Annotated in this window: 25 protein-coding genes; 8 read left to right on the top strand and 17 right to left on the bottom strand. The window is 48.0% G+C overall.

What is annotated here, in order from left to right; translation table 11 throughout:
* The first annotated feature begins 201 nt into the window (after window positions 1-201).
* Together AC1S52_RS30780 and AC1S52_RS30775 are read left to right on the top strand one after the other, a co-directional pair.
* Window positions 202-816, top strand: coding sequence for a Cap15 family cyclic dinucleotide receptor domain-containing protein (locus AC1S52_RS30780; RefSeq protein ID WP_482032868.1), 615 nt, complete (start codon window positions 202-204; stop codon window positions 814-816).
* A gap of 17 nt (window positions 817-833) precedes the next feature.
* Window positions 834-1,118: a hypothetical protein gene (locus AC1S52_RS30775; RefSeq protein WP_482032867.1), complete on the top strand. Its 285-nt coding sequence runs from the start codon at window positions 834-836 to the stop codon at window positions 1,116-1,118.
* Between the two features lie 646 nt (window positions 1,119-1,764).
* Here the strand turns inward: AC1S52_RS30775 and AC1S52_RS30770 are convergent.
* From AC1S52_RS30770 to AC1S52_RS30740, 7 genes are all read right to left on the bottom strand, one after another.
* Window positions 1,765-3,093, bottom strand: a complete 1,329-nt coding sequence (locus AC1S52_RS30770; RefSeq protein ID WP_482032866.1) for a TIGR03279 family radical SAM protein — start codon at window positions 3,091-3,093, stop codon at window positions 1,765-1,767.
* Between the two features lie 195 nt (window positions 3,094-3,288).
* Window positions 3,289-4,083 carry a hypothetical protein gene (locus AC1S52_RS30765; protein WP_482032865.1) on the bottom strand — a complete coding sequence of 265 codons (795 nt, stop codon included), beginning with the start codon at window positions 4,081-4,083 and terminating at the stop codon, window positions 3,289-3,291.
* Window positions 4,076-6,487, bottom strand: coding sequence for a CHASE2 domain-containing protein (locus AC1S52_RS30760; protein ID WP_482032864.1), 2,412 nt, complete (start codon window positions 6,485-6,487; stop codon window positions 4,076-4,078). The genes AC1S52_RS30765 and AC1S52_RS30760 overlap by 8 nt, the downstream gene beginning before the upstream one ends.
* Before the next feature lie 147 nt (window positions 6,488-6,634).
* Window positions 6,635-7,816: a DUF1822 family protein gene (locus tag AC1S52_RS30755; protein WP_482032863.1), complete on the bottom strand. Its 1,182-nt coding sequence runs from the start codon at window positions 7,814-7,816 to the stop codon at window positions 6,635-6,637.
* Between the two features lie 103 nt (window positions 7,817-7,919).
* A complete protein-coding gene (locus AC1S52_RS30750; protein WP_482032862.1) occupies window positions 7,920-9,260 on the bottom strand; it encodes a hypothetical protein in 1,341 nt (446 codons plus the stop codon).
* Between the two features lie 54 nt (window positions 9,261-9,314).
* Window positions 9,315-10,001, bottom strand: coding sequence for an HD-GYP domain-containing protein (locus AC1S52_RS30745; protein ID WP_482032861.1), 687 nt, complete (start codon window positions 9,999-10,001; stop codon window positions 9,315-9,317).
* Between the two features lie 83 nt (window positions 10,002-10,084).
* Complete coding sequence (locus AC1S52_RS30740) at window positions 10,085-10,261, bottom strand: reverse transcriptase N-terminal domain-containing protein (protein ID WP_482032860.1); 177 nt, start codon at window positions 10,259-10,261, stop codon at window positions 10,085-10,087.
* Window positions 10,262-11,266: 1,005 nt separating this feature from the next.
* On the opposite strand from AC1S52_RS30740, the gene AC1S52_RS30735 reads away from it, so the two are divergent.
* The 3 genes from AC1S52_RS30735 (at window position 11,267) to AC1S52_RS30725 (ending at window position 14,423) form a co-directional block, all read left to right on the top strand.
* A complete protein-coding gene (locus AC1S52_RS30735; RefSeq protein ID WP_482032859.1) occupies window positions 11,267-11,488 on the top strand; it encodes a hypothetical protein in 222 nt (73 codons plus the stop codon).
* Window positions 11,489-11,551: 63 nt separating this feature from the next.
* Window positions 11,552-13,504, top strand: a complete 1,953-nt coding sequence (locus AC1S52_RS30730) for a pentapeptide repeat-containing protein (protein WP_482032858.1) — start codon at window positions 11,552-11,554, stop codon at window positions 13,502-13,504.
* A 91-nt stretch (window positions 13,505-13,595) separates the two neighbouring features.
* The gene (locus AC1S52_RS30725) at window positions 13,596-14,423 is read left to right on the top strand and encodes a hypothetical protein (RefSeq protein ID WP_482032857.1); all 828 of its coding nucleotides are present in this window, start codon (window positions 13,596-13,598) and stop codon (window positions 14,421-14,423) included.
* Window positions 14,424-14,697: 274 nt separating this feature from the next.
* Here AC1S52_RS30725 and AC1S52_RS30720 read toward each other — a convergent pair whose 3' ends face one another.
* From AC1S52_RS30720 to apcA, 8 genes are all read right to left on the bottom strand, one after another.
* Entirely contained in the window at window positions 14,698-15,597 is a 900-nt protein-coding gene (locus tag AC1S52_RS30720) for a three-Cys-motif partner protein TcmP (protein ID WP_482032856.1), read from the bottom strand.
* Window positions 15,598-15,610: 13 nt separating this feature from the next.
* Window positions 15,611-16,402, bottom strand: coding sequence for a DUF5131 family protein (locus tag AC1S52_RS30715; protein WP_482032855.1), 792 nt, complete (start codon window positions 16,400-16,402; stop codon window positions 15,611-15,613).
* Window positions 16,403-16,614: 212 nt separating this feature from the next.
* Window positions 16,615-17,235, bottom strand: coding sequence for a flavin prenyltransferase UbiX (locus AC1S52_RS30710; protein ID WP_482032854.1), 621 nt, complete (start codon window positions 17,233-17,235; stop codon window positions 16,615-16,617).
* 70 nt (window positions 17,236-17,305) lie between these two features.
* Complete coding sequence (locus AC1S52_RS30705; RefSeq protein ID WP_482032853.1) at window positions 17,306-19,663, bottom strand: ribonuclease R family protein; 2,358 nt, start codon at window positions 19,661-19,663, stop codon at window positions 17,306-17,308.
* Between the two features lie 427 nt (window positions 19,664-20,090).
* A complete protein-coding gene (locus AC1S52_RS30700) occupies window positions 20,091-20,885 on the bottom strand; it encodes a 4'-phosphopantetheinyl transferase family protein (protein ID WP_482032852.1) in 795 nt (264 codons plus the stop codon).
* Window positions 20,886-20,980: 95 nt separating this feature from the next.
* The gene (locus AC1S52_RS30695) at window positions 20,981-21,187 is read right to left on the bottom strand and encodes a phycobilisome linker polypeptide (RefSeq protein ID WP_482032851.1); all 207 of its coding nucleotides are present in this window, start codon (window positions 21,185-21,187) and stop codon (window positions 20,981-20,983) included.
* A gap of 386 nt (window positions 21,188-21,573) precedes the next feature.
* The gene (gene apcB / locus AC1S52_RS30690; protein WP_482032850.1) at window positions 21,574-22,062 is read right to left on the bottom strand and encodes an allophycocyanin subunit beta; all 489 of its coding nucleotides are present in this window, start codon (window positions 22,060-22,062) and stop codon (window positions 21,574-21,576) included.
* A 105-nt stretch (window positions 22,063-22,167) separates the two neighbouring features.
* Window positions 22,168-22,653: an allophycocyanin subunit alpha gene (gene apcA, locus AC1S52_RS30685; RefSeq protein ID WP_482032849.1), complete on the bottom strand. Its 486-nt coding sequence runs from the start codon at window positions 22,651-22,653 to the stop codon at window positions 22,168-22,170.
* 520 nt (window positions 22,654-23,173) lie between these two features.
* Here apcA and cbiB point away from each other — a divergent pair.
* The 3 genes from cbiB to AC1S52_RS30670 are packed head-to-tail and all read left to right on the top strand — an operon-like array spanning window position 23,174 to window position 25,101.
* Window positions 23,174-24,133 (top strand): adenosylcobinamide-phosphate synthase CbiB, encoded by a 960-nt coding sequence (cbiB, locus tag AC1S52_RS30680; RefSeq protein WP_482032848.1) that lies wholly within the window; start codon window positions 23,174-23,176, stop codon window positions 24,131-24,133.
* Window positions 24,126-24,329, top strand: coding sequence for a hypothetical protein (locus AC1S52_RS30675; RefSeq protein ID WP_482032847.1), 204 nt, complete (start codon window positions 24,126-24,128; stop codon window positions 24,327-24,329). Before cbiB ends, AC1S52_RS30675 begins: the two co-directional genes overlap by 8 nt.
* Window positions 24,295-25,101, top strand: coding sequence for an ATP-binding cassette domain-containing protein (locus AC1S52_RS30670; protein ID WP_482032846.1), 807 nt, complete (start codon window positions 24,295-24,297; stop codon window positions 25,099-25,101). Before AC1S52_RS30675 ends, AC1S52_RS30670 begins: the two co-directional genes overlap by 35 nt.
* Window positions 25,102-25,304: 203 nt before the next feature.
* On the opposite strand, the gene AC1S52_RS30665 is transcribed toward AC1S52_RS30670, so the two are convergent.
* Window positions 25,305-25,880: an Npun_F5749 family FMN-dependent PPOX-type flavoprotein gene (locus AC1S52_RS30665; protein WP_482032845.1), complete on the bottom strand. Its 576-nt coding sequence runs from the start codon at window positions 25,878-25,880 to the stop codon at window positions 25,305-25,307.
* 93 nt (window positions 25,881-25,973) lie between these two features.
* The gene (locus AC1S52_RS30660; RefSeq protein WP_482032844.1) at window positions 25,974-26,684 is read right to left on the bottom strand and encodes a M48 family metallopeptidase; all 711 of its coding nucleotides are present in this window, start codon (window positions 26,682-26,684) and stop codon (window positions 25,974-25,976) included.
* Window positions 26,685-26,983: the final 299 nt, after the last annotated feature.

Here is a 26,983-nt window from a genome sequence, read left to right as displayed (position 1 = left end):
GCTGCTAATTCTTTGCTGGCGTTGCTCTAAATCCCAGAAACCTGTTTGCCCCATTGCTGTTCTCGGATAGCCTAACTGCCGACATTTTAGCTGCTCATTCTCAAGTTGAGACACCCATTTTTCGATTTTTCGAGGTGCCCTAAAGTAGGAGCTAAAATACTGACGGAAATGCTCAGTTTGGGGGCAATTTGGTATTTAAGGATGGGTATGCACGAATATACTGTTGTCGGTCATGACAGGAAGAGGGTTTATTACTCATTGGCACTTCTAAGTGCAGGCTTAAGCCCAGTTCTTGCAAGTTGGATCAGCCGAGTATCGAACCTTACAAGTATTCCATTAATTGCACCATCAGGTTTAGCTCTTTTTGGGCTTTTGTTCCTGCTCTTTGATCACTTCCTTTGGAAGTGGAATTTATTTTATAAAACTGGAGTAATCAAAATACCTAATTTGGGTGGTACGTGGAATGGACAAATTATTAGCTCCAAACAACCACAACAAAAAATCCCGATTACAGTTACCATCTATCAAACTTATTCTAATATCCGCATCAGGCTAGAAACTCAGGATGCCACAAGTATTTCTCTTATGGCTGTATTTGAGATGGTTGACCCTGCTTATTTTAATTTGAGCTATGAATACCTTTCTGTATATAGATCTCCACAAGGAGATGTCAGCAGGCATTATGGAGTAACGAGGCTAGATCTAAAAACAGATGATGATACAGTTGATAGAGAACAAAGAGGATATTACTACACTGAGAAGAAACGTGATGCTTATGGTGAAATTATACTTGAGAACAGGGTAAAGCGAAATTGATGCAGGAAATTTCAGCTATGGATGCAGAAATTGAGCAGTTAGTTCAGGATTGCCTGCAAAAATTAGGCTTTAAAAGTTTCAAAGAAGAAATTAGAAATCTTCTTAGGAAGAACGATGAAAAAGATATTTTAACGATCATAGTTAATGAAGGTATTTATCCTAGTTCTCCCACTTATGATCATGGTGAAATCTACATAGCATCGGGAGGAAATATTGATTTTAGCTCTAAAGATGTTGTGGAAAAAGAGTTCAATAAAATACTAATTGGGGTTGCTCAAAAGCTTAAATCAAAACCGTGGTAAAAAGTTTATCTGTTTCCTTTTGGTCCTGCTGTTTTGTCAATGCAGATCAAGCTTCTTGTTTATAAAATTTTTTATATAGAAACAATAGATTTTCTTTATGCTGGTCATGGGGCTTATTATGACTTGGATATCAATTTGAGGATGATTGCAGCAAAGTCATAGAAATCTTTTGACTGTAGCTACCAGCGAGCTAACATAGCCTCTGAGCTGGACGACTGCTTTACCAAGTTCTTCTCATGTCAGATTTTGATACAATTTGCTTGGGATTCAGCTTCCTGCGAGGGGTTATGCGATCAATTGAGCAACTAACGGAAGAAATACTGTCCTTGCCAAGCGCATCGAGAGCACTTCTCGCAGACAAGTTGGTGGAAAGCTTGGAATTCGATACTGACTCAGCAATTCAGGCAGTTTAGATAACTGAAGCCAAGCGACGCAGAGATGAAATAGGAAATGGCTATATTCAACCCATTCCAGGTGAAGATGCTTTAGCGCACATCAGACAGTTGATTGAGCGATGAGGTATGTATTCCATCCTGAAGGGCGTTGCTGATTTTGGGTATGAACTGAGAGTTGTATGAATTGAAATTTCGTTCCAATTCATAGTGCTATTCAGCACCATCCATTATTAAGAAGTTGGCTTGCAATTTTACTTCCCGCACTTCTTGATTAATTCCTCCACTCCACTAATGGGAACAATGGGTGTATCTAACTGGCAGGAAAGCGCCTCAACCGTCAGGTCATCCAGAAAGCGGGTATCCCCCTGTTTCAGCATTAGAGAAGGAAGTAGAACGCCATCGCCTAAATCCTGACCTTTAAGGGCATGGAGAATGTCCTGTCCGGTCAAAAGTCCTGTGACGGTCATGGTTTGTCCCCAGTAGTCACTGGCGATCGCCACCATTTTCACCTCTAACCCCTCCACCTGGTTTAACCGCTGCAAAATCGGTTGGAAGGCAAGTTCTACAGCATTTCCAAGTACCCAGGTAAACCGGCGCGGGGCTTTCAACCGCTTTGGTAACTTGCGGGCAGCTTTCTGAAACTCCTTCAGAAACAGGCGAATCGACCCCACGCCATTCCCAATCTGAGGATAGTCCTCATAGTGGGACTCTGGGGGCAACTCCTGACCAGCAATCAAAAACCACTCGTCCGCTAACCAAACGACTGTAGAGCCATACTGGTGTCGAAACTTAGCTTGCAACTCCTGTACCTGGGCAATCACTTCCTGTGCCTTCTCCCGGCTCACAGGTACCAGTTCATCCTGATTGGGACGAAAGCGAGTCAAGCCCACCGGAACAACGGCAACGGATGCTACCGCTGGTACTTCTCCTTGGTGGAACTGAGCCAAATCCAGCAAAGTCTGGGTCAGGTGTTCACCATCGTTAATTCCGGGACACAAAACCACCTGGGCATGGATTTGCAACCGCCGTTCCTGAAACCAGCCCAACTGCTCCAGAATCTTTCCCGCACGGGGATTTTTCAGCAGACGGGTGCGGACTTCTGGCTCCGTGGCATGAACGGAAACATAGAGGGGCGACAGTCGCATCTGCTCAATCCGCTCCCACTCCTTTGGACTGAGGTTAGTCAGGGTTAGATAGCTTCCATAGAGGAAGCTGAGCCGGTAGTCGTCGTCCTTTAGATACAGGGTTTCCCGCTTGCCGGGGGGCTGCTGGTCAATGAAGCAGAACGGGCAACGATTATTGCACTGAATTAAGCCATCAAATAGTGCTGTTTCAAACTCCAGCCCCAGGTCTTCGTCGTAGTCCTTTTCAATTTCAACCTGGTGAGTCTTTCCCTGGGTGTCCAGAACTTCCAGTTCCAGCACTTCATCGGCACAGAGAAACTGATAGTCAATCAGGTCGCGGGGGCACTGACCATTGATCGAAATCAGGCGATCGCCCGCCTCAAATCCAATCTCTGCCGCGATGGAGTCGGGCAGTACCGCAGTAATCAATGCCGGACGAATGGAAGCTTCACTCATTCAGGTAAGGGGAGTTGAGAGGGCGAGTTGCAAACTTGAGCAGGTTAGTTATCCAATGGCTCTAAAGACGATCATGGCGTAAAACTTCCAAAATTTGGAAAGGTCTTGAAACCTGGTTCTACCAGCGGACATTTGAATTCCCTGACCTACTCCGCACTCTCCACTCCGCAAAGTCTGAAGGGTGACTGAATTCTGTCATGGTTTACTAGAGCGGCACAACTCGGCGGTTGCCCCTTGAAGAATTGCCTTCAATTCGCCTGATGGGTCTTTGACAGAATACATTTCCCGTAACGCATCCGCAGAAAGATTTTTATCCGCAACGTTGGCAAAATAGCTTGCCCGCTGGAGAGCGATGTTTTCGGCAGTTGCCCCTTTAGATTTAAGTTGGGTTTCCAGGGCAGCGAGTTCTGCGCCCATGCGATCGCGCCCACTTGCCTCCATTATCTGAAATCGCAGGATCAGTTTGGGTTCTGCTTGGGGGGATGCACTGCTAAATACTTTCCAATAGTAAGTTTGACCGGGTTGAAGCGATTTGCCAGCGTAGACGATGCTCTGCCGGTTGTCAGAAATCGTCGGATTCCAGAGGGAATTGCTATTGTCGTCTGTCACTTGAATGCGCTTGATGGATCCCTGCCACAGGAAAAGCGGGCGATCGCTCCAGACCTCAAATGCCTCCGGGTTTTGCGGATCGGGTGGTCTCGATGGCGCTATGGCACAAATATCTCCCCTGGATCCCCCCCTTCTCTTGTGTTGGAGTAACACCACCTTCCAAATTTCATCCCACGATTCTCCATTAGCAGGTAGGGCTTGGGCTATGGTGCCTATTTGAAATGGCAAGGACCCTAACCTCAGCCAATTGCTACCAACTCCAACGGATAGAGCGATGCCGATAGTAGATAGCACAAGCATCCTCAGAGCAGAATTTAAGCGGAAGGGGGTAGGCGCTGACTTGCCAGATTGTTGGATGAAACGCAAATTCAATTTAGACATGGGATTTTCTCCGTAGAGCAGGTAAAGCATAAATCCAGAAGGCGGCTGAGGGGAGCAGCCACGGTAACAGAACAGCAACCGAAATATAGAGTTGCAGACTGAACAACCCATAGGCAGTAGAGGACATTACCAGCAACCACCACCACTGCCGCTGTTGTTCCCGTCGAATTAGCAGCAGCGACAGTCCTTTGCCCAGGAACGCGGCTATTCCTATCATCCATAAGTCGGGGATGGGAACCACCAGCCGCTGACCGAGCAGATTGTGGATGGCGTAGGCATGGGTATGACCACCCGTAAAGATGGAAGGGCGCGTTTGCCAATAGGCAACAGGCATGGGTGAAGTTGCATAGTTATCGTCTCCTGGCAAAATTGTCCCTGCCTGATCATAGCCACCGGGCACCAGCAGCACGACTTGCTGTGATCCTCCAGGGTTCAATACCTCGCTAGGGAGGTTAGAGTCTTTTTCTAATAGTTTCCAGGCGGGGATGGCTTGATAAACGCGATCGGGCGGTACTGAATAGTCAACAATGGGTTTCAACCAATTCGTTAAATCAGTAATGGGAAAGAGGTGTTGTCGATCGACCAAAAACTCAACGTTAGAACTATATTCTTTCTTCTGACGAGCATAGGTAAGCAACTGCGTTCGCAAATCAGTTTGACTTTCTCCTGGCATTGGCAGAGATCCCACCTCAGGAAATGCCTGAGTCATTGCAGAAGTTAGTGCCAGGAGATAAGCAAAAGGACAGGCTTCCGCACAATTTCCAGTTGCAGAGATGAGTTCAATATGTCCTTTGTAATAGTCGATGTAGCCTCGCAGGGTTGATTCTGGCTGGGCAATTTGGGCAGTTGAACCAATTTCTCCGCCCTTGCCATCTTCAACGGAGGCAAATACCAGCCAGGTATTTTGCTGGACTGCCCGTTGAACTGTCTGTGCCAGTAACGCATCCTCATCCGTTGGTTGATCCAGCAGGTAATCAATACCGACTACTTTGGGGTTTAAGTTCAACACCTGATCTAATAATCGTGACAGATATTGCCGATCCAGGGGATTGACCTTATTTGCCCGAATGTTGCCGCGCTGAAGCGAGTCTTTGTCTATCTGTACCAGCAGGACGGGTGGGTTTGTTTGCGGAACCTGATGGGTGATATCGCGGTAAACTGCCTGCACCCAGAGGCGCGGCTCTAATAAAATGGTTTGAACCGGTAACAAACCTAGCAAAAGGAGAGTTGAAAGGGCGATCGCTTCTCGCCTCAGCGGTAGCCAACGCTTAATCTGTTGCCGCCAACCCGCAGGTTCAATCCGAAACAAAGCTGAATCCGGGTGGCGAAACAGCGATGGAATCAGGTACGCCGAAGGATAGGTGAGGTTGCGCTCCAGTTTTAGCGATTGGCAGGCAGCCAGCATCGCATCATGAACATCTTTGAACTCCGCCAGGTTTTGCAAAAACCGCACCAGAAACTCCTGGGCGACCCGGTTGTGAATCGGTTCACGCATCACTGCTACCTGACTCAAGCCCAGATCAATCAAGGTATGGGCAATACTGAGTCCATTGCAGGAGTTAAAGATGGCAAATTGCAGTCCCCGTTGCTTTGCGATCGCCAGTTGGGGCGCAATTTCCTGCATTAGGATGGACTGATTGGGCGCGATCACCAGTTCACCACCCGTTAACACGGTTTCATTACTATGTCCGGCAAAAAACAGGACATCCCAACCCCGCTCATCGGCGATCGCTCGACTGATCTCATTTTTTAGCTCTATCCCATCCTTGCCCGGTTGCCAACCGACAAACTCCACCTCAGCCACCTGGGACAGCGATTTTACAGCTTCCTGGTCCGCCTTAAAATCCAGCCCGGTGTCATCGCCCACAATCGCCAGAATTCTTGCCCGTCCCCGTCGCGATCGACGCACCGTTTCTGCCCGAATGTTAGCAGGCGTGCGGACAATCCGAATTGCCCGTGTAGCAGCAAACTCCGTTCCAATCTCCCATGCCTCCCAGGGAAACCGCGCCAGTTCCAGCGGCTCGCAGGTCAAAAACACATCCACCGGCGTTGCTTCATCTCCCGCTTGACCAGAAGCTGCTTTGGCAATTTCTGCTCGAATTTCCAGTAACTCCGCACTACTGAGCCAGAAATAAAATTCCGAAAGCAAACTTGCCTCTGCCTGCACCAGTTTCGTTCGCCAGTCTACCGGCGGTGAAACCAGTGCCCCACTGCGTTCTACCCGTGCCCGTAACGCCGACTTGTAGAAGTTGAGGTAAGCTTGCTGCCAGCCCTGGTAAAAACTAGTCAGCGTTTCTGGATAGATCAACTCAGTCGTAAGCTCCTGTCCTTTGCCCCAGGACAATTCAAAAACGCAAATCTGCTCAATGCGTCGAACTTTTAGCCGATAGTGAGAAGTGGACATGGGGAAGAGGGGGGAGTTTTGAGTTGAGAGTTTTGAGTTGAGAGCTTTGATTGGGGGTTAGTGAGTATAGGGCTTTGCCGTTTTCAAAGGGGGGGCAGAAGGCAGAAGGTAAAAGGCATCACACCCCTACTCCCTACTCCCTATCAACTATCCAGGCTGAAACCCAAACGGTGGCAAGGTCAGACTTTCTCCATCCGGGAGGGTGATGCTGGCGAGAAATTTTTCATCCCAGGTGCCGCTGACCTGGGCAAACAGGTAGTCGGCAGTGGTTAGGGAGTCCAGGGTGCGCTCGATCAGGATGCCAGTCGGGTCGCTGATTTGCAGGCTGATGCCCTGGGGCAGGTTGTGTCTGGGCTGTGCTCCCAACACTAGTAACAGGGACCATTCCGGGGTCGGGTCTGCTGGGGCAACTTCTCCCACTACTGCGTAAAGTCGCAGGGGAATGTTTGCCATCATCCAGTCTCGGTAAGCACCTCGCGCCTGGGCGGGAAGATGTAACCCGTTGCGCTCCAACTGCTGCACGATCGCCTCAAATTCCTCACCCGGCGATCGCTGGAAGGAACTTTGAATGGGCGATCGCATCATGGCAGCAGCGGTGGGTGGAAGTAATATCCAGGAAACTTCCTGGGCGATCTCATCCCATTGATTGCGGAGCCAGAGTCCGGTGTTGACAGCCTGTTGGGTCAGGAGTTGGAGCAGATCGGGGGAGATGGAGGCGCGATCGCTCACGATCTCAGGCAAGGGAATTGCATCTCGTTCCAGGCACCGCAGATGGAGTAGGAGCCGATTCGCGTCAGGCTCAAACCAGCGATAGGGTAGTGAATAAGTTCCATCCAAGTCGGGTCGAACATGGTGGGACTGCTGGTATGTCACCCACTGATCATGGCGCAGAAAACCCCGAATCATTGCCTGCTGCTGCTCTTCACGAACTTCCACTACCACATAAAAGTGAGCCATGAACTCTGGCAGGTCGATCGCCGCCCTGGGAATTGAAACCGTGTCATCCAGATCCCCCGTGGCTAGCAGGCAGAGCCGGAACTGGTTGGCTTCCAGATTACAAACCGCCGGAACATTACCGGCATCGGCAGGTTGCATCAACGAACAATTTGCCTGATTGAGGGTAACTTCACCTGAATGTTGTTGCAGCCATTCCTCAAAACTGGCCAGTGCCAATGCATTCAGGTAAGTTTGCCACTGTTGCGCTGCTGAAGCTTCAAGGCTTAGTTCGGCTGCCCGCTTCATCTGATCGGCACTGAGGGCGATCGCCTCTTCTGAAACCAGCTCTATCTCATCTAGAAAATTAAAGGAATACATAATCGACTCACTCATAGGTGGGAGGGGGGAAGGGAGGAGTTGTGAGTTGAGAGTTTTGAGTTGAGAGTTGTGAGTTGAGAGTTTTGAGTTGAGAGTTTTGAGTTGAGACACCGACTCCCTACCCAGCCACCCTATCCAAATACTCGCAAAGCTTGCGGGCAAACACACTATCGGTCAGGTAGTTTTTGGGGGTGTTGGCTTGCTTTTCATCAGAACCAATGACTTGTTCAATTTGCTGACTGAGAGCGATTTCAATTTGGGTATCCCGTTTTTGAAGCTGATTAGGGTCAATAAAGTCCTTTGCCAGGGTGGTTACACTGTCCCGTAAGTAGCTCAACATCCAGTGGCGGACATCGGCACGGAACTCTTTTAGCTTCAATAGGCGGCTGACTTCAAACTGGGCTTTTAGCCCAACGCGGGTGGCAATTTCGGTCATCGATATTTTCTGGCAGTGAAATAGTTGTAGGGCGGTGAAGAAGTGTTTGTTTTTGGGAGGTTTGATGGCTTGCAGGCGATCGCTGACCACCTGCTCCAGTGCCCGGTTCAAACAATCTGCAAATTGCTGCCGATAGGACTGCAAAAACTGGTCTGGGTCATGCTCATCAGTCAAATGGGGAGTGTCTACCAGATCGGGAATATCAGGGCTACAGGCTTCAGGAGTGCCTCGACGGGTAGCGATCCGATACTCACGTAGACGATCTGCCAGGGTTCGGAGCCTGGTCAAAATGGTTTCGGGCGGCAGGGTGAGGTTGCTTGCTTGCTGCAAGTGCTGGCTCATCGCTTGCAGTTGGGCTGGGGTTGGGGGGAAGCATGATCTTCCAGCGGCTCCTGCTAGTCGCTGTTTCAAGTGTTCCTGACGGTAAACGGCGTGGTAGCTGTCGAGTAGAGCGATCGCCTGTTCCACTTCCAGTGACGTTCTTGGGTAAACCTCTGCAAATATTTGCTTTAGTTTCTTAGCCGTCGTATCGTTCAAAATCGCCCAATCACTGAGCAAATAAACACCGCATTCCAGCAAAAAGGCATTCAGTTCCCGGTGATGCTTAACCAGACGGCTTGTCCAGGTCGATAGGTTGCTGCGGCTGGAGTCAAAACTGCTCAGTACCGCGATCGCAAAGGAGCGATGTCCATTCCTGCCATCATCATCCAGAACAAAGGGGAACAAGTCCTTGCGGGTAAAGCCATGACGCTGACCAAAGCGGGCTTCAAGCTGGATGCAAACCTGCTGAACTTGATCGGAAATAAAACATCTGAGACAGAGTTGCGATAGTTGGGCAGCATCCTGATTCTGAGCCAGGAGCTGCATTAACTGCTGCTGCACCAGTACATCCGGTACATCCCGATGATTGAAGTCTGGAAACTGTTGCTTGAAAAAAGCCTGTGCGGAAGCAACTTCTTCTCTTTTCAATTGTCCAGCACTATTGATTTTTGCCAGCGTCCAGTATCGTGATGCGGTACCCATGAGATGTCCTCAGAAGGAGTCGGGTGTCATTTTCCCAGAAAGGTTTTCTGGGATCTAGTCAGAAACCAGACAAACATTTGCCAATGGTTCATCTAAAAACAGCGATTCCAAGCCCCAATCTCCTCTCTCTCTAGAGATAAAGGCAAAAAACTGTTGTACAAGTTCAAGCTGGTACCAACCCTTTGCAGTTTCTGCGGCAATAATTTCCAATGTCTTTGAGTGGGTGTAGGTCGGTTTGTAGGAGCGTTCATGGGTGAGGGCATCATACACATCCAAAATCTGGATGACTCGTGCCAGGAAGGGAATGTCTTCTCCCGCCAGGCGATCGGGATAGCCAGAACCATCCCAGTGTTCGTGGTGGTGTCGGATGACCGGAATCACTCGCTCCATAGCAAACAGCGAGTGGCAGATATGCTCACCAATCAAAACATGCTGTTTGATCACCTCCCACTCAGCGTCTGTCAGTTGTCCAGGCTTGAGCAGAACATCAATCGGAATCCCAATTTTCCCAATATCGTGTAAATATCCACCCCAGATCAGGGTATGGACTTCCCTATCCGAAAGGTTGAGAAATTCACCAAAGGCTTTTGCTTGAATTGCCAGCCGTTGAGAGTGCTCACGGGTTTCTGGATCGAGATTGGCGATCGTGCGAGTAATCGTAGAAAGCGCTTTAGCGGCTTCGTCTAAATCGGCTTGAAGAAAGCTGGAGCAAGAGGGCGGCGTAATTCGATTAATCAACATAGGAGAATAGGTACGGGTTTGACATTCAACGACTTACCTTAGCCGTCACCAGTACCTATTTCTGGGCATAGGGAGGTTATGCATTATTTCCATTTAGCAGTTTGCTTAAACATATACCTTGTCAGGGTATAGTTGCGTTGTGTGGTAGCCCGAAAGATTCGCTGTCTCAGGTTCCTCACAATCCGATTAGCTTTGCGCCAGTTGATGGCATGCCAATCCGTTTGTGCTTGGGGTCGGTTTGCTAAAGCTTGGCTTTGCATCTAACGTGTCCCTCAGTTCAGTCCCTTTACTTCGACCTTTGGGTGATTTACCTGACCCACGTCTGCCCCCTTTCAGGGTTAGGCAATTGCCCTATCCAGCAGCTTATGATTTCCCTTGACCTTTCGGTCTACTGGCGTTCGCTTTTTGGGTCATCCTACTCCCACTGAGGAGTTGAGTCTTCCTTGTGGTTGACCGACTGAAGCAATCGCTTCAGACCTCATTGGGGTTATCACGTTCTACACGCTTGAGATTCATCTGGAGAGGGTGCTTCCTTTACTGCGGGGATTGGGTGTCCTCAAATCTAGTTCAGCAGGCTAGATTTCCGTATCCCATCATCACCGTATCAGCCATGTTTCGGTGACCACAATTCACGCAGCCTCGACGGAAATTCACTCACGTTCACCCATCCAAACTTCCCCTTGCCCCGAACCCCTTGATGGCTGAGAACTTCCTTAGACGTTATCTCCTTGCAAAAGACCTCTCCGTTACCAGAAACGCCCTTGGAGATTGGGGATAGGATTTGAACACTATCCTAGAGAAAGCGGCTTCTCACTCAAGTCGTGCAACTTCGTGTCGCACTGCCGAATCGTTCTTCCTATCCACCCACTATGGGATCTTAGGCAGAAATTTTCTGCCTAATAATAGTTCCACAGAACTGGTACAAATGTTACTGGTTGGGAACACTAGATCCGTATCCAGTTCTTGTAGAACAAACTCGTTGGAACCGACACGCGGAATATTGTTGGAGAGGTTAACCGCACTGCAACTGAAGTTAACAGTAGCGGTAGTTGATCTGGTGCGGTTCAACTCGATCGTTAGGGTGCAGACATTGAAGCTAAAAGAATCTAAGATTCTACGTTTTTAGGGATTACATTTGTTAGGACTGAGTAGAAAAGCATGGTGCCACAGCTTTCTCTACGGCGAAGTGAGATCGCTCTCCTGGCGGGTTCGAGAATGCGGTTAAATTTGGCGATGTTGGCTTTGCCGTTGATGGTATTGATGAGATGGACCATTTCGATCAGGTTTTCTACATCGCCTATGGGCATGGCGTTTTGGTGGCGCGGAACGTGGTTGATGACGATGAAGCGGTTTTCTTTGGGGGGCATACCAAAGATGGTGGAGCAGCGGTTGAGCAGTTTAGAGGTGCGGAGTTTGGTCCACGGTCAGACGACAAAGCTATTGATGATGCTGGTGATGATGCCAACGATAAGGTTTTCAATGACTGATGATAATAGTAGCCTTTATTAACTGATGAAAGGTAATCATAATTTTCAATTTAATGCCAAAACATGGACAAAGCATTTTGCAGCTTTCAAAATTGTCAATATCGCAGCAGAAATCATGGAGCCGAATATTTTATTTACGTTAAAAATGATGATGTAGAAAAAAGCAAAAATTCTAGTTCAGATGTTGGGATACCTCATAAAGGTATGATTGACTTTCATCTTCTGAGACATGGAGAGCTAGGTAAAGAATCGAAAGGAAGCTTCATCCAGTTTGCAAATCAATCTGATTTTCAAAAAATAGATAAATCCCATCAAAAAGAGTATACGAGAATTTGCTTTTGTAAATTTCATGCGCCTATCGAAAGTTCTTATATCAAAGATTTAGAAAAAACAAAAAAGGATATATTCGAAGATGTCAAGCTACTAGAAGAATTTAACCAGCACATATATGAAGACATCAGTGAATGGAATCTTCATAATCAAAATTTACTTAGACAAATATCTGCAACTGAAGACGTCAAGGAAAAGGTAAGGATATCCCGAGAACTTAGGAATCTTGACTTGAAAGCTCTATGTTTTCCTGGAGATATTGACTTCACTCGCCACGGAGACCTTCGCATTGAAGGACCTTATTCAAAAGAGATTGACCTTTCAAAGTGCCGATTTGAAGCGAAAGCAAGCTTTGCTGAAGTTTGCTTTGATAATCTTGTTTGTGACAATACTTACTTTAAAGGTCAAGTAGATTTTAGAGGATGCAAATTTAAGGTTGGAGCAAGCTTTAAAGATTGTATTTTCTATGAGTCTGTAGTTTTGAGAGGTGAATATTCAGGAAACCCTGCTTACTTTGATAGATCGGTGTTTAAAAAGAATGTGGATTTCCAGTGGACTAAATTTAAAAATCAAGCATGGTTTGAAGGCTCTATTTTTGAAGATCGTGCAGACTTCATGCAAGCTACTTTTGGTGGAACGGCTGTTTTCAAGGAAACGCATTTCCATAAGACTGCTGAATTCGCAGAAGTTATATTTGAACGCTTTGCTTTTTTTGATGGTTCAATATTTCGAGACCGGGCTACGTTCAAGAACTCGAAATTCACTCAAGGTGCCAGTTATGAGGCATGTTTGTTTGATACCGGAGATTTCGTAAATGCCACATTCGACGGACAACTTGTGTTTGACAAGTCAACCTTTAAGGCTGATGCTTTTTTCCATTACGTCGATGACAGGAATATTTGGGGGAATGAGAAGAATGATGACCCTGGTAAAACATTTAGGTATGTCTCTTTCGAGAATGTTCATTTTCTAGGCAGGGCAACCTTTACAAATAGAGCTTTTTTATACGTAACAAGCTTCAAAAACACTGTTTTTCATAAAGCACCCGAGTTTTATAACTCAGCTCTTCATCAGGGAACAAAATTTTCTGGAGCAAAATTTTTCGATGTAGCGTCTGGCTGGGCTGAAATGAGCTACAGAACATTGAAGATAGCTGCTGAAAATTTAAATTCAAAGAGAGATGAGGATCTATTTTTTTCTTTAGAGCAAAGAAGCATTCTTTACCAGTATGTGTACAAGAAACTAATAAATAGCGTGAAAAGGTTATGGAAAATCGCAATCAATCCATTTGATCCAGAATCAAATTCAATAGAAATGTCTTATAGTAATGAGAATAATAGTCAGCGATATAACTCGTCTGTTCCTTCCTGGATAGATTTGTTTTTGTCTTTCCTTTACCAAGTAGTTTCAAACTATGGTCGAAGCATAGGGAGAAATCTAACGTGGATTATTATTTTGACTTTAATAAGTGCAGCTTGTTATTTTTATTGGTTCCAAATAAGTAATACATTTAGTGAAAGTCTTATTTTTTCACTCAAGCAAATCTTTAGACCATTTTTTATCTACTCTGAAAAACCTGCTTTGGGTTTGGGAATTACACTTTTTGCAACTCTTCAAACAATTGCGCATTTAGTCCTTGTCACAATGCTCGTATTTGCGGTCAGAAGAAGGTTATCAATCAAATAGATAAGATCTTACAGGAGATATTGTCGTTTTAAGACAATGCACTCTAGCTTGCTGAGTACAACGAAAATATACAGCTACTTAAAGAAAACAGATGCCAGATCAAATTCTAGATAACTGGTTGAAAAGTGAACGAATTCGTTACTTAGGTGCATTTTCGTCGGTATGGAGTGGATTTAATGACTTTTATCGTCGGGACCAGCGATTTTCTAGTAGTAACTCTGACCGAGATGTTCTGACAAAGCTTCAAAATCTTCCGGGCACTGATCCGCTTGTAAGTGCTTTTGAAAGCATATGTGATCAAGATAATCAGCTTACAAATCAATCAGTTCGTGTAGTGCACGATGCTATGACTAAGGGATTTATAGCGTTTAAGGCACAAACGCGTTTTTCTTCGCTGGTTCGAGAAGTGATGTTGAATAACATTCTGAGACCTTTAGTTTGGATAGCTGGTCAAACTAGACCACAAGGTCGAGGAACTCGTCAGGTTCCTATTGTTTACGTATCTGAAGCGAAGTACATAGACTGGTATAGCGAATTGCGGAAAAGTGAAGCCGAATCCCAATGTATGGCTTACCCATCAATCAGTGTTCAAGACGCTCTAGCTCATCGAGGTATTAATTCGGATGGCTGTGCATTCTTTGCTGGTCAGGTTACACCAACTTGTTCCAAAGTAATTGTTGAAACGTTGGAGAAGAATCTACAAAATGATCAGTTATTCCAATCTTTACTTACCTTTGCCAATGCATCAGGGGCTGACTGGGTTCCTTCCTCACGCTACGCAATTGGTCTAGAGCTTCTTTATCTCATTCGAAACAACGTGATGCATGGTGCACTTGATCCTACAGATGTAGATAACGATGCGTTAGGACATGCTGCTCAGGAGTTTCTTTATAGTTGGTTAGTAAAGTTTGCTAGCTGATGTAAGGATGTAAGCAGATGATGTTAAATAGACTACATTTTGATATTTGAGTCACTTCGATGAATACCATTTGAAGCAGACATTTTGATACAGTAGAATACCAGATTTTCTATACTGAACCTCTATTCATAGCGTCACCTAACTATCCGGTTGCACCGGATGAAGGAGTTTTGGGTAAAATTGAAAAGCTATCTGGCACGAGTGAACCGGGCGTTATGCCGCTTAGTCTCTGGTTGGGACATCGTTTCAAAGCTATTAACAGGAATGAAGAAAATCAGCCTCCTATCTGTCTCAATCGCTCATGTCGGTTGAAAATATCATTTGTAATGCTGATGGCTGTTTGATTGTGGCTTGCCAAGCATAATGCATACAGCACTGAATTAGTCGAGTTTCTCATGAGAACAGGTTTGCTAACGTGTTGGAAGAGTGATCGCAATTGTTCTGTGTATAAACTTGCTAGCCATTCAGCCCGGATCGTTTCACGACTTAGCGAGGGTTCCTGATTACCAAATAGATCTAGCTGATACTCTGTGGGTGTTTGGTAGATTTGGTTAATCCACTCTGTACTACCCATAACTTTGCTTAATTGCTCTACTACCTCTGGATCTGGGCTTTGATCCCTTGGAAGAAGGCGAGTAACTCCCATTACTGAGAAGTTTACAAAAATATCACAAGTTCTGGTATCTGCCAGTTCTCTCACTGTTTCCCAGTCCACTTGTAATCCATACGGATCTAAGAAAACAAATGCTCTTTGCATGGAAGCGCGAGGGAGACGTGGAACAATATCGTTACACAAAACCTCATTGCAATTGCCCTGGCGTATTTCAATAACACAATCTGGAAACTCTTCACGGAGCCTTTCGACTCGTTCTATGCGTCGTGGGGAAACATCTATGAACCAGTAGCCATCAAAGCGGGGTTCTGTTTGCAAAGCACGGAGAGGAGAACCCTCAATGTATCGCTCTTCATCCTCTTTAGCTCTAGGTCTAACAGAACCAGCAAAAGCATCAATATAGTAATATGCTCGAAGCCAAGGCTTTCCTGTTGGGTTATTTGAGGTCTTTTGATTACTCATGATATCGGAGTAAGCTTTGAGATACTTCGCCAGTAAATCTAACTTCTCCTCAGACCACCGCCCAATAATATCCTCGCCTTCACTACCAAGCCGACTCATAGTTAGACTCTCTTTATTTCGCAGAGATTGAATACCTCTGTTCTAACCTGTCGGGCTTTTGATGCCTAGCAATCTTTTGCTTTTCCCACTTGCTCACGTGCTGATTCCATATTTCTGGCATTTCATCCCAAATTTGCCCATCGAGAAATCTGCCACCCGCCTTTGAATGCGTTCCTCCCCACTGCTTAAAGAAAAAGGCAACGCTATCTTCTCGTGTCTGCTGCAAGATCTCCCTAATCCACTCTGACTGAATGGGACGATGCTTGTATCCAGACTCACCACCAACAATTACCCAACTAATTCCTTCTAAATTTAGGCGAAGTGATCCTAGAAGCGGCTCGCATGAAAGAAATCGCACTGTTGCTGGTACTTGTCTCAAAGCATCAATTCTATGGGTATACTGCTGGCTCTCTACGGAGACACCGATCCAAATATTCTCAGACCATTCAAGCTTAGGTGCCAACTCTGCCAAATTTTGTTCTCGCTTAGTCAGAACTTGGTATATGTGCCAAGGCGTTTCTCGCATTACTGCAAAAACCTCTTGCAAATATTCAACTGGCACATCTTTATGAAAAAGGTCACTCATGGAATTCACAAAGATCCGACTAGGTGTTCGCCATTTCTTTGGCTGCTCTAACCGCTCTGGATGTAGTGTCAGCTTAAAACCTTGTGGAAAATTCTGAGGGAATCGTTCAGTGAGTGCTTCAGCATAGCAATAACGACAACCAGGACTCACCTTATTACAGCCAGTGGTGGGGTTCCAGGTCTTGTCAGTCCATTCAATACCAGTGTTGCTGCTTGACATTTCGCTAGTATATACCTTTCAGGACTGGTCATAAATCATTATTGTAGTACAAAAGATCTAAAAATGATATAAGTTTGACACAATTTTTCCCAAGTACTTGTCAAGTCTTGGGGACGCAGCACAACAAACCCAATGCACCCGACCGTTGAGGGGTTATCTGTGAGAGTTCAAGGTTCTCTGCGGCGGGTGATTGAGAACGTTGGGCTGCTTAGCTAAGTATGACCCTCCCACCGATTGAGGGAAACACAGTCAATATCCAGTTGATCCAGGGCACGGGCAACAACAAAATCGACCAGGTCTTCTACCGTTTGCGGGTTGTGATACCAGGCAGGAATGGCGGGCACAATCCGGGCACCCGCTTCAGCCAGGGTAGTCAGGTTGCGTAGATGAATCAGACTGAAGGGAGTCTCACGCGGCACCAGCACCAGCTTACGCCCCTCCTTCAGTTGTACATCCGCTGCCCGCTCCAGCAGGTCAGAACTAAGTCCAGCCGCCAATTTCCCTACCGTACCCATACTGCATGGAATGATGACCATCCCCAACGTGCGGAAGGACCCACTGGCAATATTGGCCCCTACATCACCCCAGGGATGGCAGACCAGCTTACCTGCCGTTTCCACCCCTGCCTGTTCTCGCCAGAACTGCTCCTGCTGCTCAGGCTCCCCAGGCATCCGAACTCGTTGCTCTGCTTGCCAGACCATGTAGACCGATTTAGAGGCAACCAACTCGATCGCATAGTCTGCCTGGAGTAAATGCTTCAAAGCCCGTACCGCATAAATTAGCCCGGAAGCACCAGTAATACCAAGGATGAGAGGGGGGGAAAGGGGCGGCATTTAAATGGTAGATGACAGGTTGAAAGTTTTGAGTTTTGAGTTTTGAGTCTTTACCCATCCACCCATCTACTCAATCTAACCCTTCCTCCCCCTCCTCCATATCCTCTTCCTCCTCTATATCGCTGTCATCTTCGATCGCTTCACTGCCGCCACCAACGGCAATCAGGTCGATTTGTTGCCGGTAGTAGTCCACACTCTTGACCTGGACTTCGATGCGATCGCCTAACTGGTACTGTTTCCGGTTCTTGCGTCCGACCAGGGTTTGCTGGCGAGAGCGGTATTCGTACCAGTCATCCTTTAAGGAACTGACGTGTACCAGCCCTTCCACCAGCAGTTCTTCAATTTCCACAAACAGTCCGTAGGACTGAACGCCAGTAATTAAGCCGTGGAAGATTTCGCCAGTTCGTTCCCGCATCAGTTCGGCTTTTTTTAGCCCTTCCAGGTCTTGCTCGGCTTCCTGGGCAATCTTTTCTCGCTCACCCAGATGAACCACAACGGAGGCAAGGTAAGACTCCAGCTCTTGGTGAATTTCAGGGGGCAACACATTCCAGCTAATGTTGCCATGACTGGAGCTATGGCGCAGGTCAACGGTTTCCTTAGAGCGGGTGGATTTGCGATCGCGTCCTTCTTCGAACACGGCATGTAACACCCGCTGCACCAGCAGATCGGGATAGCGCCGTACTGGTGAAGTGAAGTGGGTGTAACCATCCTCCAGCGCTAAACCAAAATGGGATTTGGGCGTAGTGCTGTAGTATGCCGATTTAAGCGTTTCCAACAGCAGGTAGGTCAGCACTCGTTCCGCATCCGATTCAGCAAACTTTTGAGTAAAGTGCTGGTAATCCTGGGGTTGGACGGTATCTTCCTGCTCCAGACGCAGTTCAATGTCCATATTTGCTGCCAGCTTCATCAATTCCTGAACGTCATCTGGGTCAGGGGTGGGATGGACGCGATAAATTCCCGGCACATCTAATTCCTGTAAGTGTTCAGCGACTAACTGATTTGCCAGCAGCATCAATTCGGCAATCATAGTGTGGGTGGGAGTGGAGGGAGTGACCAGCATTGCCCCCAATACCCCCTCGTCGTCATAGTGAAACTTAGGCGAGAACAGTAACTTGCCTACCTCAGTGTCGCTGCTGCTGCCAGACATCGGCTTTTCTGGCAGGTTAAGCTCAAACGCCCCCCGCTTGCGCCGCTGTTGTTCCAATGCTTTACTCAAAGCAGCAATCTGGTCTAGAAGTTCAAAAATGCTAGAAAATTCAGCAATGTCTACTGCCGCAGGTTGACCCGACAATCGCTCCAAAATAGTCTGAGCCTGCTGGTAGCTGAGCTGGTAGTCTACCTGAATCACCGTTGGCTGAATTTCATACTCAATCACCTGCCCTTCGGCATCCAGGGTGACCAAGACCGAAACAGCCAGCCGGTCTTTGCCTGTATTCAACGCACAGAGGTTGCTGGAAAGTTCATCGGGCAGCATGGGAACCACCACATCCCCTAGGTAAATGGAGGTACCCCGCCGTCGTGCTTCCCGGTCGATCAGGGAGTCGGGTTCAACATAGTAGGCAACATCGGCAATATGAATGCCCAACTGCCAGGTTCCTTTTTTAGTTTTTTCCAGGGTGATCGCATCATCCAGGCTATCGTTTGCCTGGGCGGTATCTGCCTTCAGGGTGAGGGTGGTCAGTTTGCGCAGATCAAGCCGCTTTTTCAGCTCTGCTTTGCTAATTTTGCTCGGTAGTCCCGTGGCGGCTTCTAAAACAGCATTGGAGAACCCGCGCGGCAGATCATGTTTGCAGCAAACGATATCAATATCCGAGGCATCGGTGTCGGTGCCCAAAATCTGCGCCACTTTGCCCAATGGCGGGTTTTGTCCCAGCGGATAGCGTAGAACTTCAACATGCACCAGTTGATCGATCGCTGACTCCAGGTTTCCCCCATTTGGTTGCAGGTGCAGTTCAAACAGTAGCCGATCATCCAGTGGCACTGCCCGAAAGTCAGCATCCGCCTGTTTCACTCGCGCCAGCACCGAGGGGTTAGAGCGTTCTAGAATCAAGCGCACCTCACCCTCCGGACTGCGGCGGCGGCTGCCTTCCTTCGTCACCCGAACCAGGACGCGATCGCCGTTCCAGGCATTGTTCAACTGGCTTTCGCGGATATAAATATCCTCTGCCCCTTCAATGTCCTGAATGGCAAAACAAAACCCTTTGCTGGAACAGCGGAGTTTGCCCTCAATCACCCCTTCTTCCGGAACCCGTTTGTATTTTCCACGCTCCTTAACCAGAATACCAACCCGTTCCAGCGCATCCAGGGCAATTTGCAGCTTGCGCTGACTGGGTTCATCAAAGCAGTCCAATTTCTTTTCCAATGCTTTGGGGGCAACCAATTTATCGTCAGCAAAATTGGCGAGAAGAGCGGCGATCGAAAATTCCATGAAGCGATAGATCCTTGTTTGCTTAATCCCGTATCCGTTATGTTCTAGCCTCAGGTTAATGATAGGCGCTGGATTCAGATATCGTTCATTTGAATCATGATCCAGAGCTTAGGAGCCAGAGTTTGAAACGTTGCTTGGCTTCTGACTGCCGCTTCCCAAATTCTGTTGAACCATCAGGAAGGAGTAACCCTATAGCAATTGCAGAAGGGACGAACAACTACAGAGAAGATTCGTCTTGGTCAAAGAGAGACCTTCTACATTCTTTCTCTATTTAATACTTTCGCACTGATTGTAAAACTGTCAAATTTTGTTAAAGAATTTTAGGTGTGAGGTGTGAGGGGTAAGGGGTGAGGTGCAGTCCCTTCTGGCTTCTCCCATTACCGATCAACGATTACCCATAAACTTCAAAACTCTCCTCTATCCCCTCTTACTTCTCACCTGCATATTGCCAGAAAACGAAGGAGCGATTTGCTGGTGGGGCATTTTGTGAAACGGACGCTTCGGTGGGATAGTGATCGTTGACGGCGATCGCCGCCGTATAGTTTGGGGCAGGGCTAAATAGTTCAATCTTCCACGCATCTGCAAAGGGAGATTTCTCTACCCACCTCACCAGGTCAACCTTGCTATCAGTAATTGCAACTTCAACTTCGCTCAGGTCTGCCAATCCTTCACCAACTGCCTTCAGCAGAGCTTCTTTACAAGTCCAGTGTTGAAAGAAAACAGGCAACTGTTGATCAACCGGGAGAGCCTGAATTGCCCGATGCTCCTGAGCCGCAAAGAACCGATGGGTGAGTTGTTTAAGATCGGAAACCGGACGTAGGTACTCCAGGTCAATTCCAATCCTGGCGTTTTGGGCAATAGCGCACAGCATCAAGTCTTGAGAATGAGCCAGATTAAACTCCAGCGTCAGATTTCCAGAGGCATGCTTCAACGCTGGCTTACCACTGGAACCATAGCAAAACCGTAATTCAGCCGGATTGATTTTCAGATAGCGGCTCAGGATTGCTCGTAAACTGCCCCGCCCCCCAATAAAGCGATCTCGATCCCGATCAAACCGAAACCTCGCTGCCCGCTGTCTCTCATCGGGTGAAAGTGTTTGAGCAAGTTTCTGAAGGGTGCTTACGGATAAGGCAAGCCCAACTCTCCAGATATGAACATTTTCCCCTGGCAACTCCAAAATATCTGGAGGATTGATCCATTCAGGACAGTTGAGTGAAACCATAAGTCAGCCGGGATCCAACAAAAAAGAGGTCATCAGACCTCTTTCGGTTGCATGATTGAATTGAAATTGAACCCTTGCAACAGCCCCCAATAGAACTACAACAGCCCAGTGTTTGTATAAGGCTTACCCGTTGCCAGTTCTACCTTGACAATCTTTCCACCCATTTTCATGATGCGTTGCTGCTCACGAAACCAGTTGTCAAAGGGCACTAACTTAGTAAAGTAGGTGTTCTGAAGTTCGCGCTGCGTGCGGGTACGGGTCAGGCTGGGAACGCAGGCAGTCACTTTAAAATATCGCGCCATAGGAATGATCTCTCCGGGATAGGGTCAAGAAATTTTGGATGTGAAGGAAAAGGTCAGTATTGGTTGAATTGATTCAATGCCTCTAAAGCAGGAAATCTTGTATTGATTTGCTGCAACCGAATCCAAGAAACTGTTCCAAAACCTACAATTACTATCTCATGTAATTGTCTCATTCAATTAGCCTGGAAAGGTTTCGGGTTAAATCAAAAGCAAGGTCGGAAGTCGAGAGCCAATGTTAGACCGCTAAAGCTAACCTGTTTAACTAAGGAGCCTTTGACGAGCTAACACTCATTCTAGACTTCCAGACCTCACAGAAGAAGGTTTCAGGTTCCAGGTTTCAGGTTTCAGGCTTTCCCTGACACCCGAACCTCACCCCTGACACCTGGTTAGCTCAAGCCAGAGCTAATGTAGTCGAGGTAAACACCCAGTTCTTTACCAGCGTCAGCACCAACCAAACCAGCGGCAACTTCTTTGATTGCTTGAATTGCACCAACGGTAGCACCAACGGGCACGCCCAGGGAGTTGTAGGTTTCTTTCAAGCCATTGAGGACGCGCTCATCCAGAATGGAAGGATCGCCAGCCAACATCGCGTAGGTGGCATAGCGCAGGTAGTAATCGAGGTCGCGGATGCAAGCAGCATAGCGACGGGTGGTGTACATGTTGCCACCGGGACGGGTGATGTCAGAGTACAGGAGAGACTTGGCAACGGCTTCTCTGATGATTGCAGAGGAGTTTGCTGCGATCGTGGCGGCTGCGCGAACACGCAGTTCACCAGTTGAGAAGTAAGCTTTGAGCTTATCCAGAGCAGACGAGTCCAGGTACTTACCCTGAACATCAGAGGAGTTAATAACAGCAGTGATTGCGTCTTGTGCCATGATATTGATTCCTTAAATCACGTAATCTTACAAAGTGCTTTGCGGTCTACTGAGAGTAAAAGGCACAGATAGGTGTCTGATTGCCCGTTACTGATCGCTTGTTGCTTAGCTTAGCGCCCCAATCACGTAATCAAAGTAAGCGCTGGCTTCAGAAGCATCCTCACCAGATAGCAGGGAGCTGGCTGATCCCTTCAGTGCGCGTACACCTTCAGCAACCGCTTCAACCGGGGTGCCGAGAGACTTGTACATTTCCTTAACACCAACGATGCCAATTTCTTCGATGGGGGTGACATCGCCTGCAACCACACCGTAGGTAACCAGGCGCAGGTAGTAGTCCAGGTCACGCAGACAGGTAGCGGTCATTTCTTCGCCGTAAGCGTTTCCACCAGGAGAAACAATATCAGGGCGCTTTTGGAACAGTTGGTCGCCAGCTTGCTTGACGAGACGCTCACGGGAATCGGTCAGAGCTTGAGCGATCCGCAGTCTCTTCTCGCCGGAAGAAACAAAGCTCTTGATCCGGTCGAGTTCACCAGGGCTGAGATAGCGAGCCTCAGCGTCTGCATTCACGATTGACTTCGTGACAATACTCATTGATGGATTCCTCCAGAAGAATGTAACCAATTGTGTTTAAAGGGGAGTTTCCCCAACTGGGTTCCTAAGCATACCTTGAAACCTGACCAAAACCCTGGAGACATTAGGTTTCCCAGACTCCTCCGGGTTTGTTGGGAACACGTTTCTGAACAACCATCAAGCTCAACAGCTTACGACTGCTAAAGCCTGTGTTGACCAGTACAGATGCCCGAATACTGCTAAAAGATAAGTACCCCGGCAACTAAACAGTACAGGAGCTTAAGACTCAGTTACCTTCCGAAAACATTTTGCGGCATTGGGTTCACCGTCCTGATTCTCTCGTAATAGTTTGTAATAATCTTTTTCATGTTCTAAAGGGAGGAAGGCGTTGAAAGTTCAAAGTTTTGAGTTTTCAGTTTTGAAGTTTTAGTCAGGTAATGAGTGTATGGCTTTGCCGTTCCCGGAGGGTAGGCAGAAGGCAGAAGGCAGAAGGGGCTACACCTCACACCTCACACCTCACACCTCACACCTTGTAACCCTTATGAACCCAGCTATCTTAGTTTTAGCGATCGCGTCTCTGTTGGATTTCCTGATCGGTGACCCGGTGGGGTGGTTGCATCCAGTGCAGGTGATGGGGTGGGCGATCGCGGATTACAGTCAAATCGTTCTGGCTCGCCTGAAAACTCCCCTTGCCCAAAGAATCGCGGGTGTTTTGCTGGGTTTGGGTTTGATCCTGGGCAGTGGCTTAATGGGGTGGCTAATGGTTGAAATGGCGCGGCGATCGCATAGCTGGCTGGGGATCGCTGTTGAGAGTATTTTGCTGGCAAGCTGTTTTGCCGCCAGGAGTTTAAGAAACGCAGCAACAGATGTTCTGCGACCTTTGCAGGCAAATGAGTTGGAGGAAGCTCGATCTGTTCTGAGTCGCTATGTGGGGCGCGATACGGAAAATTTGTCGGAGCCGGAAATTTTACGGGCAGTGCTGGAAACCGCGACCGAGAATGCCACAGATGGTGTGATGGCTCCGCTGTTCTATGCTCTGGTCGGTGCTGCCCTGCCAGGAGTGGGCAGCGTTCCGCTGGTACTGGCATACAAAGCCGCCAGCACCCTGGATTCGATGGTGGGCTACCGGGAAGCCCCCTATACTTATCTGGGTTGGTTTAGTGCCAGAGTGGAAGACCTTTTGACCTGGCTACCCTGTCGGCTCACGGTGCTTACCCTGGCATTGCTATCTGGCAGACCATTTCAGGTCTGGAGGCTCTGTCAACGGGATGCTCCTAAGGACCCCAGCCCCAACTCTGGCTGGAGTGAATGTGCCTATGCCGCCGTCTTAGGAGTGCAGGTTGGCGGAGTCAACTGGTATCGAGGAGTCGCAAAGCATAAACCTTTGCTGGGTGATGCCATTTCTCCGATTACTCCCCCGGTAATTCATCGAGCCTTACAACTCACCCGCCATTGTTTCCTGCTCTGGTTAGCAGGAGCGTTTTTGTGGATGAGTGGATGATCCCCCTCTTCCCCCTCTCCCCCCTTCCCATCCCCCATCCCCCATCCCCCATCCCCCATCCCCCATCCCCCATCCCCCCTTCCCATCCCCCATCCCCCATCCCCCATCCCCCATCCCCCATCCCCCATCCCCCTGCGAGAGTGGTAAGTTTGAAGAACTGAATGACTCTGGAACGGTTCATGGATTTAGCGGGTAGGAATAAGCCGGTAGTCAATGGCGCGATCGCTGTCCAGTTCGATCATGTAGGATTTTCAGTTGATGGACGTAGCCTGCTGTCCGGGTTAAACTTTGCCATTGCCACCGGAGATTTTTTGGTACTCCTGGGACGCAGCGGCTCTGGCAAAACCACAACCATGAGGCTAATCAACCACCTGAATCTGCCAACCAGTGGCGAAGTCCAGGTTCAAGGCAAAGCAACCACTGATTGGGATCCGATTCAATTGAGGCGGCAGATTGGTTATGTTATCCAGGAAGTAGGATTGTTCCCTCACTTCACAGTTGAGCGTAATGTCGGGCTGGTACCTGCCCTGCAAGGATGGAAGCCCCTTCAAATCAAGTCTAGAGTCCATGAATTGCTTCATTTAGTTGGGTTAGATCCAGCCCAATTTGCCGATCGCTACCCCCACCAGCTTTCCGGTGGACAGCGGCAGCGGGTTGGTGTTGCCCGTGCCCTGGCAGCCGATCCACCAATTTTGCTCATGGATGAACCCTTTGGCGCACTGGATCCCATTACCCGTCTCGACTTGCAACAGGAATTCAAACGCTTACAACAGGAGTTGGGCAAAACCGTTGTTTTAGTCACCCACGATATCCAGGAAGCATTTGTACTGGCATCTCGAATTGGTTTAATGTGCGCAGGCGAACTGGTATTTTTAGGCTCTCCAAAAGAATTTTTGAACGCAGTTCACCCAGAAGCCCAAACTTTTCTCCGAACCTTACAAACCATAAAACTGACCACTGACTCCTGATTAACAACCATCAACTAACGCGATGTGCAACTAATGTGCCCTCATCCCAACCCTTCTCCCCAAGGAGAAGGGCTTTCGGACATTTCTGGTTCCCTCGCCCTTCGGGAGAGGGCTAGGGTGAGGGTAGTCTTTGCAGGCGTTCTATAAAAGTCGCACATCGCGTAACTAACAACGAACAACTCCCTCCCCATTCCCCTCTTGCTTCAAGGATTGACCTCCTGAACAGTCCAATTTTCTTCCTCATACTGGTAAATCCAACGGTTTTGAGGGTTACCTCTCAACTCCAGGTGATCAACCTGCTCCGGCTCCAGGAGCAACAGGCAAAAGTGAGGCAAGGGAGCCGTCGCTTCGGGGGGAGACACGTCAAACGCTGCATCACTGACTCTGGGTTTTCCAGGGTCTGCCCAGGCAAACTGGCTACGGGCGGCTTCTGAAAGTTCTTGCCAGGAAATCTGCCGCGCTGTTTGCAGCGAAAAGTCAGTATGCTCTTCATTCACCAGGGTGAGATTCCCCCCCAAACGGAACTGTTCACGGGTCTTAGTGAAATACCAGCAAGCTTCTCCCCAGGCACATTCCCTGATTTGGTCTACTTTTTCGCTGCGGGCATCGGTGACAAACCTTAACTGATTGGTGCCCTCTAAAAAGCCACGAAAAACAACCGTGCGATTGGCAGGGCGGTCTCCTGCCCTTACCGTTGCCAGTTGTAAGTAGCGACTGTGGGCAAGGGAACGGTTGCGGTGCAGGGCACGGGCAAGGGGCGATCGCCAGGGAGCAAGCATTTGAAGGCTAAAGGGTGAAGATGAAAACGTAAAGAAACTTTATACTTCATCCTTTATACTTCATCCTTTAGCCTTCCTCCCCACTCCTTTGACTCACTCCTCCATCCAGAGTGGTACATAGCCCCGCGCATCTCTTAAGCCATCGTCAAATTGTTGATAGTCAGGTTCATAGCTATCCACCAGTGCCCAAAATCGCGACGAGTGGTTGAGATGAATGGTATGACACAGCTCATGGATGAACACGTACCGTACCAGTGGATGGGGTAGAAATAAAAGTTTACAGTTCAGGCTAATGGTCTTGGTCGAAGAGCAGCTTCCCCAGCGAGTTTTTTGTTTTCGGATCAGAGCTTTCCCAAAGGGAAGATCCAGTTCTTGACTAATGGAGCGTAGCCAGGGAAACAAGTGAAGCTGAGCTTTGCGGCTTACCCATCGTTGCAGTGCGACTTTGCAGGTTTCTTGATCGCTGATGTTGCCAAATAGGAGCAGGTTAGAATTGGGTTGTTCCACCACTCTAATACCGGGAATTTGGGTCGTGTGGTACTCAACCTGCCAGGTCTCGGCGATCGCTCTTAAATCAATCTGCTCTGGCAGCGCGTTTGTAGTGTCCAGCCCAGCCAGCACTTGCCGGTCTTCCATCCGCCGGGTGACCCGTTCAATCCAACGCTGCTTACGTTGAACAATCGCCGGAATGTGTTTTTGGTCAAAGCCCTGGGGAACAATAACTTCTAGATTGCCTGAAACCGAAATTTTCAGTGAAACATGCTTTGCCTTGCGGCTTTCTCGAACCGTATATCTGGGTAGCATTACCGAATCGTTCAACTTGCTTTGACATTACCAGGACTTACCCTGGTCAGAGGTAATTGGGTAAGAGGAAAGGGTGAGTTTAATCCATGCCCATTACCTGACCTTCAAGACCTTTGTGCATAAGTCCTGCATTCCCCTATTAATGCACAGACCGCTGGCATCGGGTCTCATTTTTTGGGCTGATCTCACCCAAATTTTCCGCCAAATATCCCGTTTGAAAGCCAACTTCTAAAAGATGTCCCTTCAGAACAGGAATTATTGAGCAAGACCCACTAGACTGATTAACGGAAATTTACTAA

This window comes from Kovacikia sp. CALU 1929, assembly GCF_056784235.1.
This window is presented reverse-complemented; position numbering and strand designations above follow the sequence as displayed.

Coding starts and splice junctions, on each gene's coding strand:
- AC1S52_RS30780 (WP_482032868.1), top strand. CDS start 202: ATGGGTATGCACGAATATACTGTTGTCGGTCATGACAGGAAGAGGGTT.
- AC1S52_RS30775 (WP_482032867.1), top strand. CDS start 834: ATGGATGCAGAAATTGAGCAGTTAGTTCAGGATTGCCTGCAAAAATTA.
- AC1S52_RS30770 (WP_482032866.1), bottom strand. CDS start 3,093: ATGAGTGAAGCTTCCATTCGTCCGGCATTGATTACTGCGGTACTGCCC.
- AC1S52_RS30765 (WP_482032865.1), bottom strand. CDS start 4,083: ATGTCTAAATTGAATTTGCGTTTCATCCAACAATCTGGCAAGTCAGCG.
- AC1S52_RS30760 (WP_482032864.1), bottom strand. CDS start 6,487: ATGTCCACTTCTCACTATCGGCTAAAAGTTCGACGCATTGAGCAGATT.
- AC1S52_RS30755 (WP_482032863.1), bottom strand. CDS start 7,816: ATGAGTGAGTCGATTATGTATTCCTTTAATTTTCTAGATGAGATAGAG.
- AC1S52_RS30750 (WP_482032862.1), bottom strand. CDS start 9,260: ATGGGTACCGCATCACGATACTGGACGCTGGCAAAAATCAATAGTGCT.
- AC1S52_RS30745 (WP_482032861.1), bottom strand. CDS start 10,001: ATGTTGATTAATCGAATTACGCCGCCCTCTTGCTCCAGCTTTCTTCAA.
- AC1S52_RS30740 (WP_482032860.1), bottom strand. CDS start 10,261: ATGCAAAGCCAAGCTTTAGCAAACCGACCCCAAGCACAAACGGATTGG.
- AC1S52_RS30735 (WP_482032859.1), top strand. CDS start 11,267: ATGGACCATTTCGATCAGGTTTTCTACATCGCCTATGGGCATGGCGTT.
- AC1S52_RS30730 (WP_482032858.1), top strand. CDS start 11,552: ATGGACAAAGCATTTTGCAGCTTTCAAAATTGTCAATATCGCAGCAGA.
- AC1S52_RS30725 (WP_482032857.1), top strand. CDS start 13,596: ATGCCAGATCAAATTCTAGATAACTGGTTGAAAAGTGAACGAATTCGT.
- AC1S52_RS30720 (WP_482032856.1), bottom strand. CDS start 15,597: ATGAGTCGGCTTGGTAGTGAAGGCGAGGATATTATTGGGCGGTGGTCT.
- AC1S52_RS30715 (WP_482032855.1), bottom strand. CDS start 16,402: ATGTCAAGCAGCAACACTGGTATTGAATGGACTGACAAGACCTGGAAC.
- AC1S52_RS30710 (WP_482032854.1), bottom strand. CDS start 17,235: ATGCCGCCCCTTTCCCCCCCTCTCATCCTTGGTATTACTGGTGCTTCC.
- AC1S52_RS30705 (WP_482032853.1), bottom strand. CDS start 19,663: ATGGAATTTTCGATCGCCGCTCTTCTCGCCAATTTTGCTGACGATAAA.
- AC1S52_RS30700 (WP_482032852.1), bottom strand. CDS start 20,885: ATGGTTTCACTCAACTGTCCTGAATGGATCAATCCTCCAGATATTTTG.
- AC1S52_RS30695 (WP_482032851.1), bottom strand. CDS start 21,187: ATGGCGCGATATTTTAAAGTGACTGCCTGCGTTCCCAGCCTGACCCGT.
- apcB (WP_482032850.1), bottom strand. CDS start 22,062: ATGGCACAAGACGCAATCACTGCTGTTATTAACTCCTCTGATGTTCAG.
- apcA (WP_482032849.1), bottom strand. CDS start 22,653: ATGAGTATTGTCACGAAGTCAATCGTGAATGCAGACGCTGAGGCTCGC.
- cbiB (WP_482032848.1), top strand. CDS start 23,174: ATGAACCCAGCTATCTTAGTTTTAGCGATCGCGTCTCTGTTGGATTTC.
- AC1S52_RS30670 (WP_482032846.1), top strand. CDS start 24,295: ATGACTCTGGAACGGTTCATGGATTTAGCGGGTAGGAATAAGCCGGTA.
- AC1S52_RS30665 (WP_482032845.1), bottom strand. CDS start 25,880: ATGCTTGCTCCCTGGCGATCGCCCCTTGCCCGTGCCCTGCACCGCAAC.
- AC1S52_RS30660 (WP_482032844.1), bottom strand. CDS start 26,684: ATGCTACCCAGATATACGGTTCGAGAAAGCCGCAAGGCAAAGCATGTT.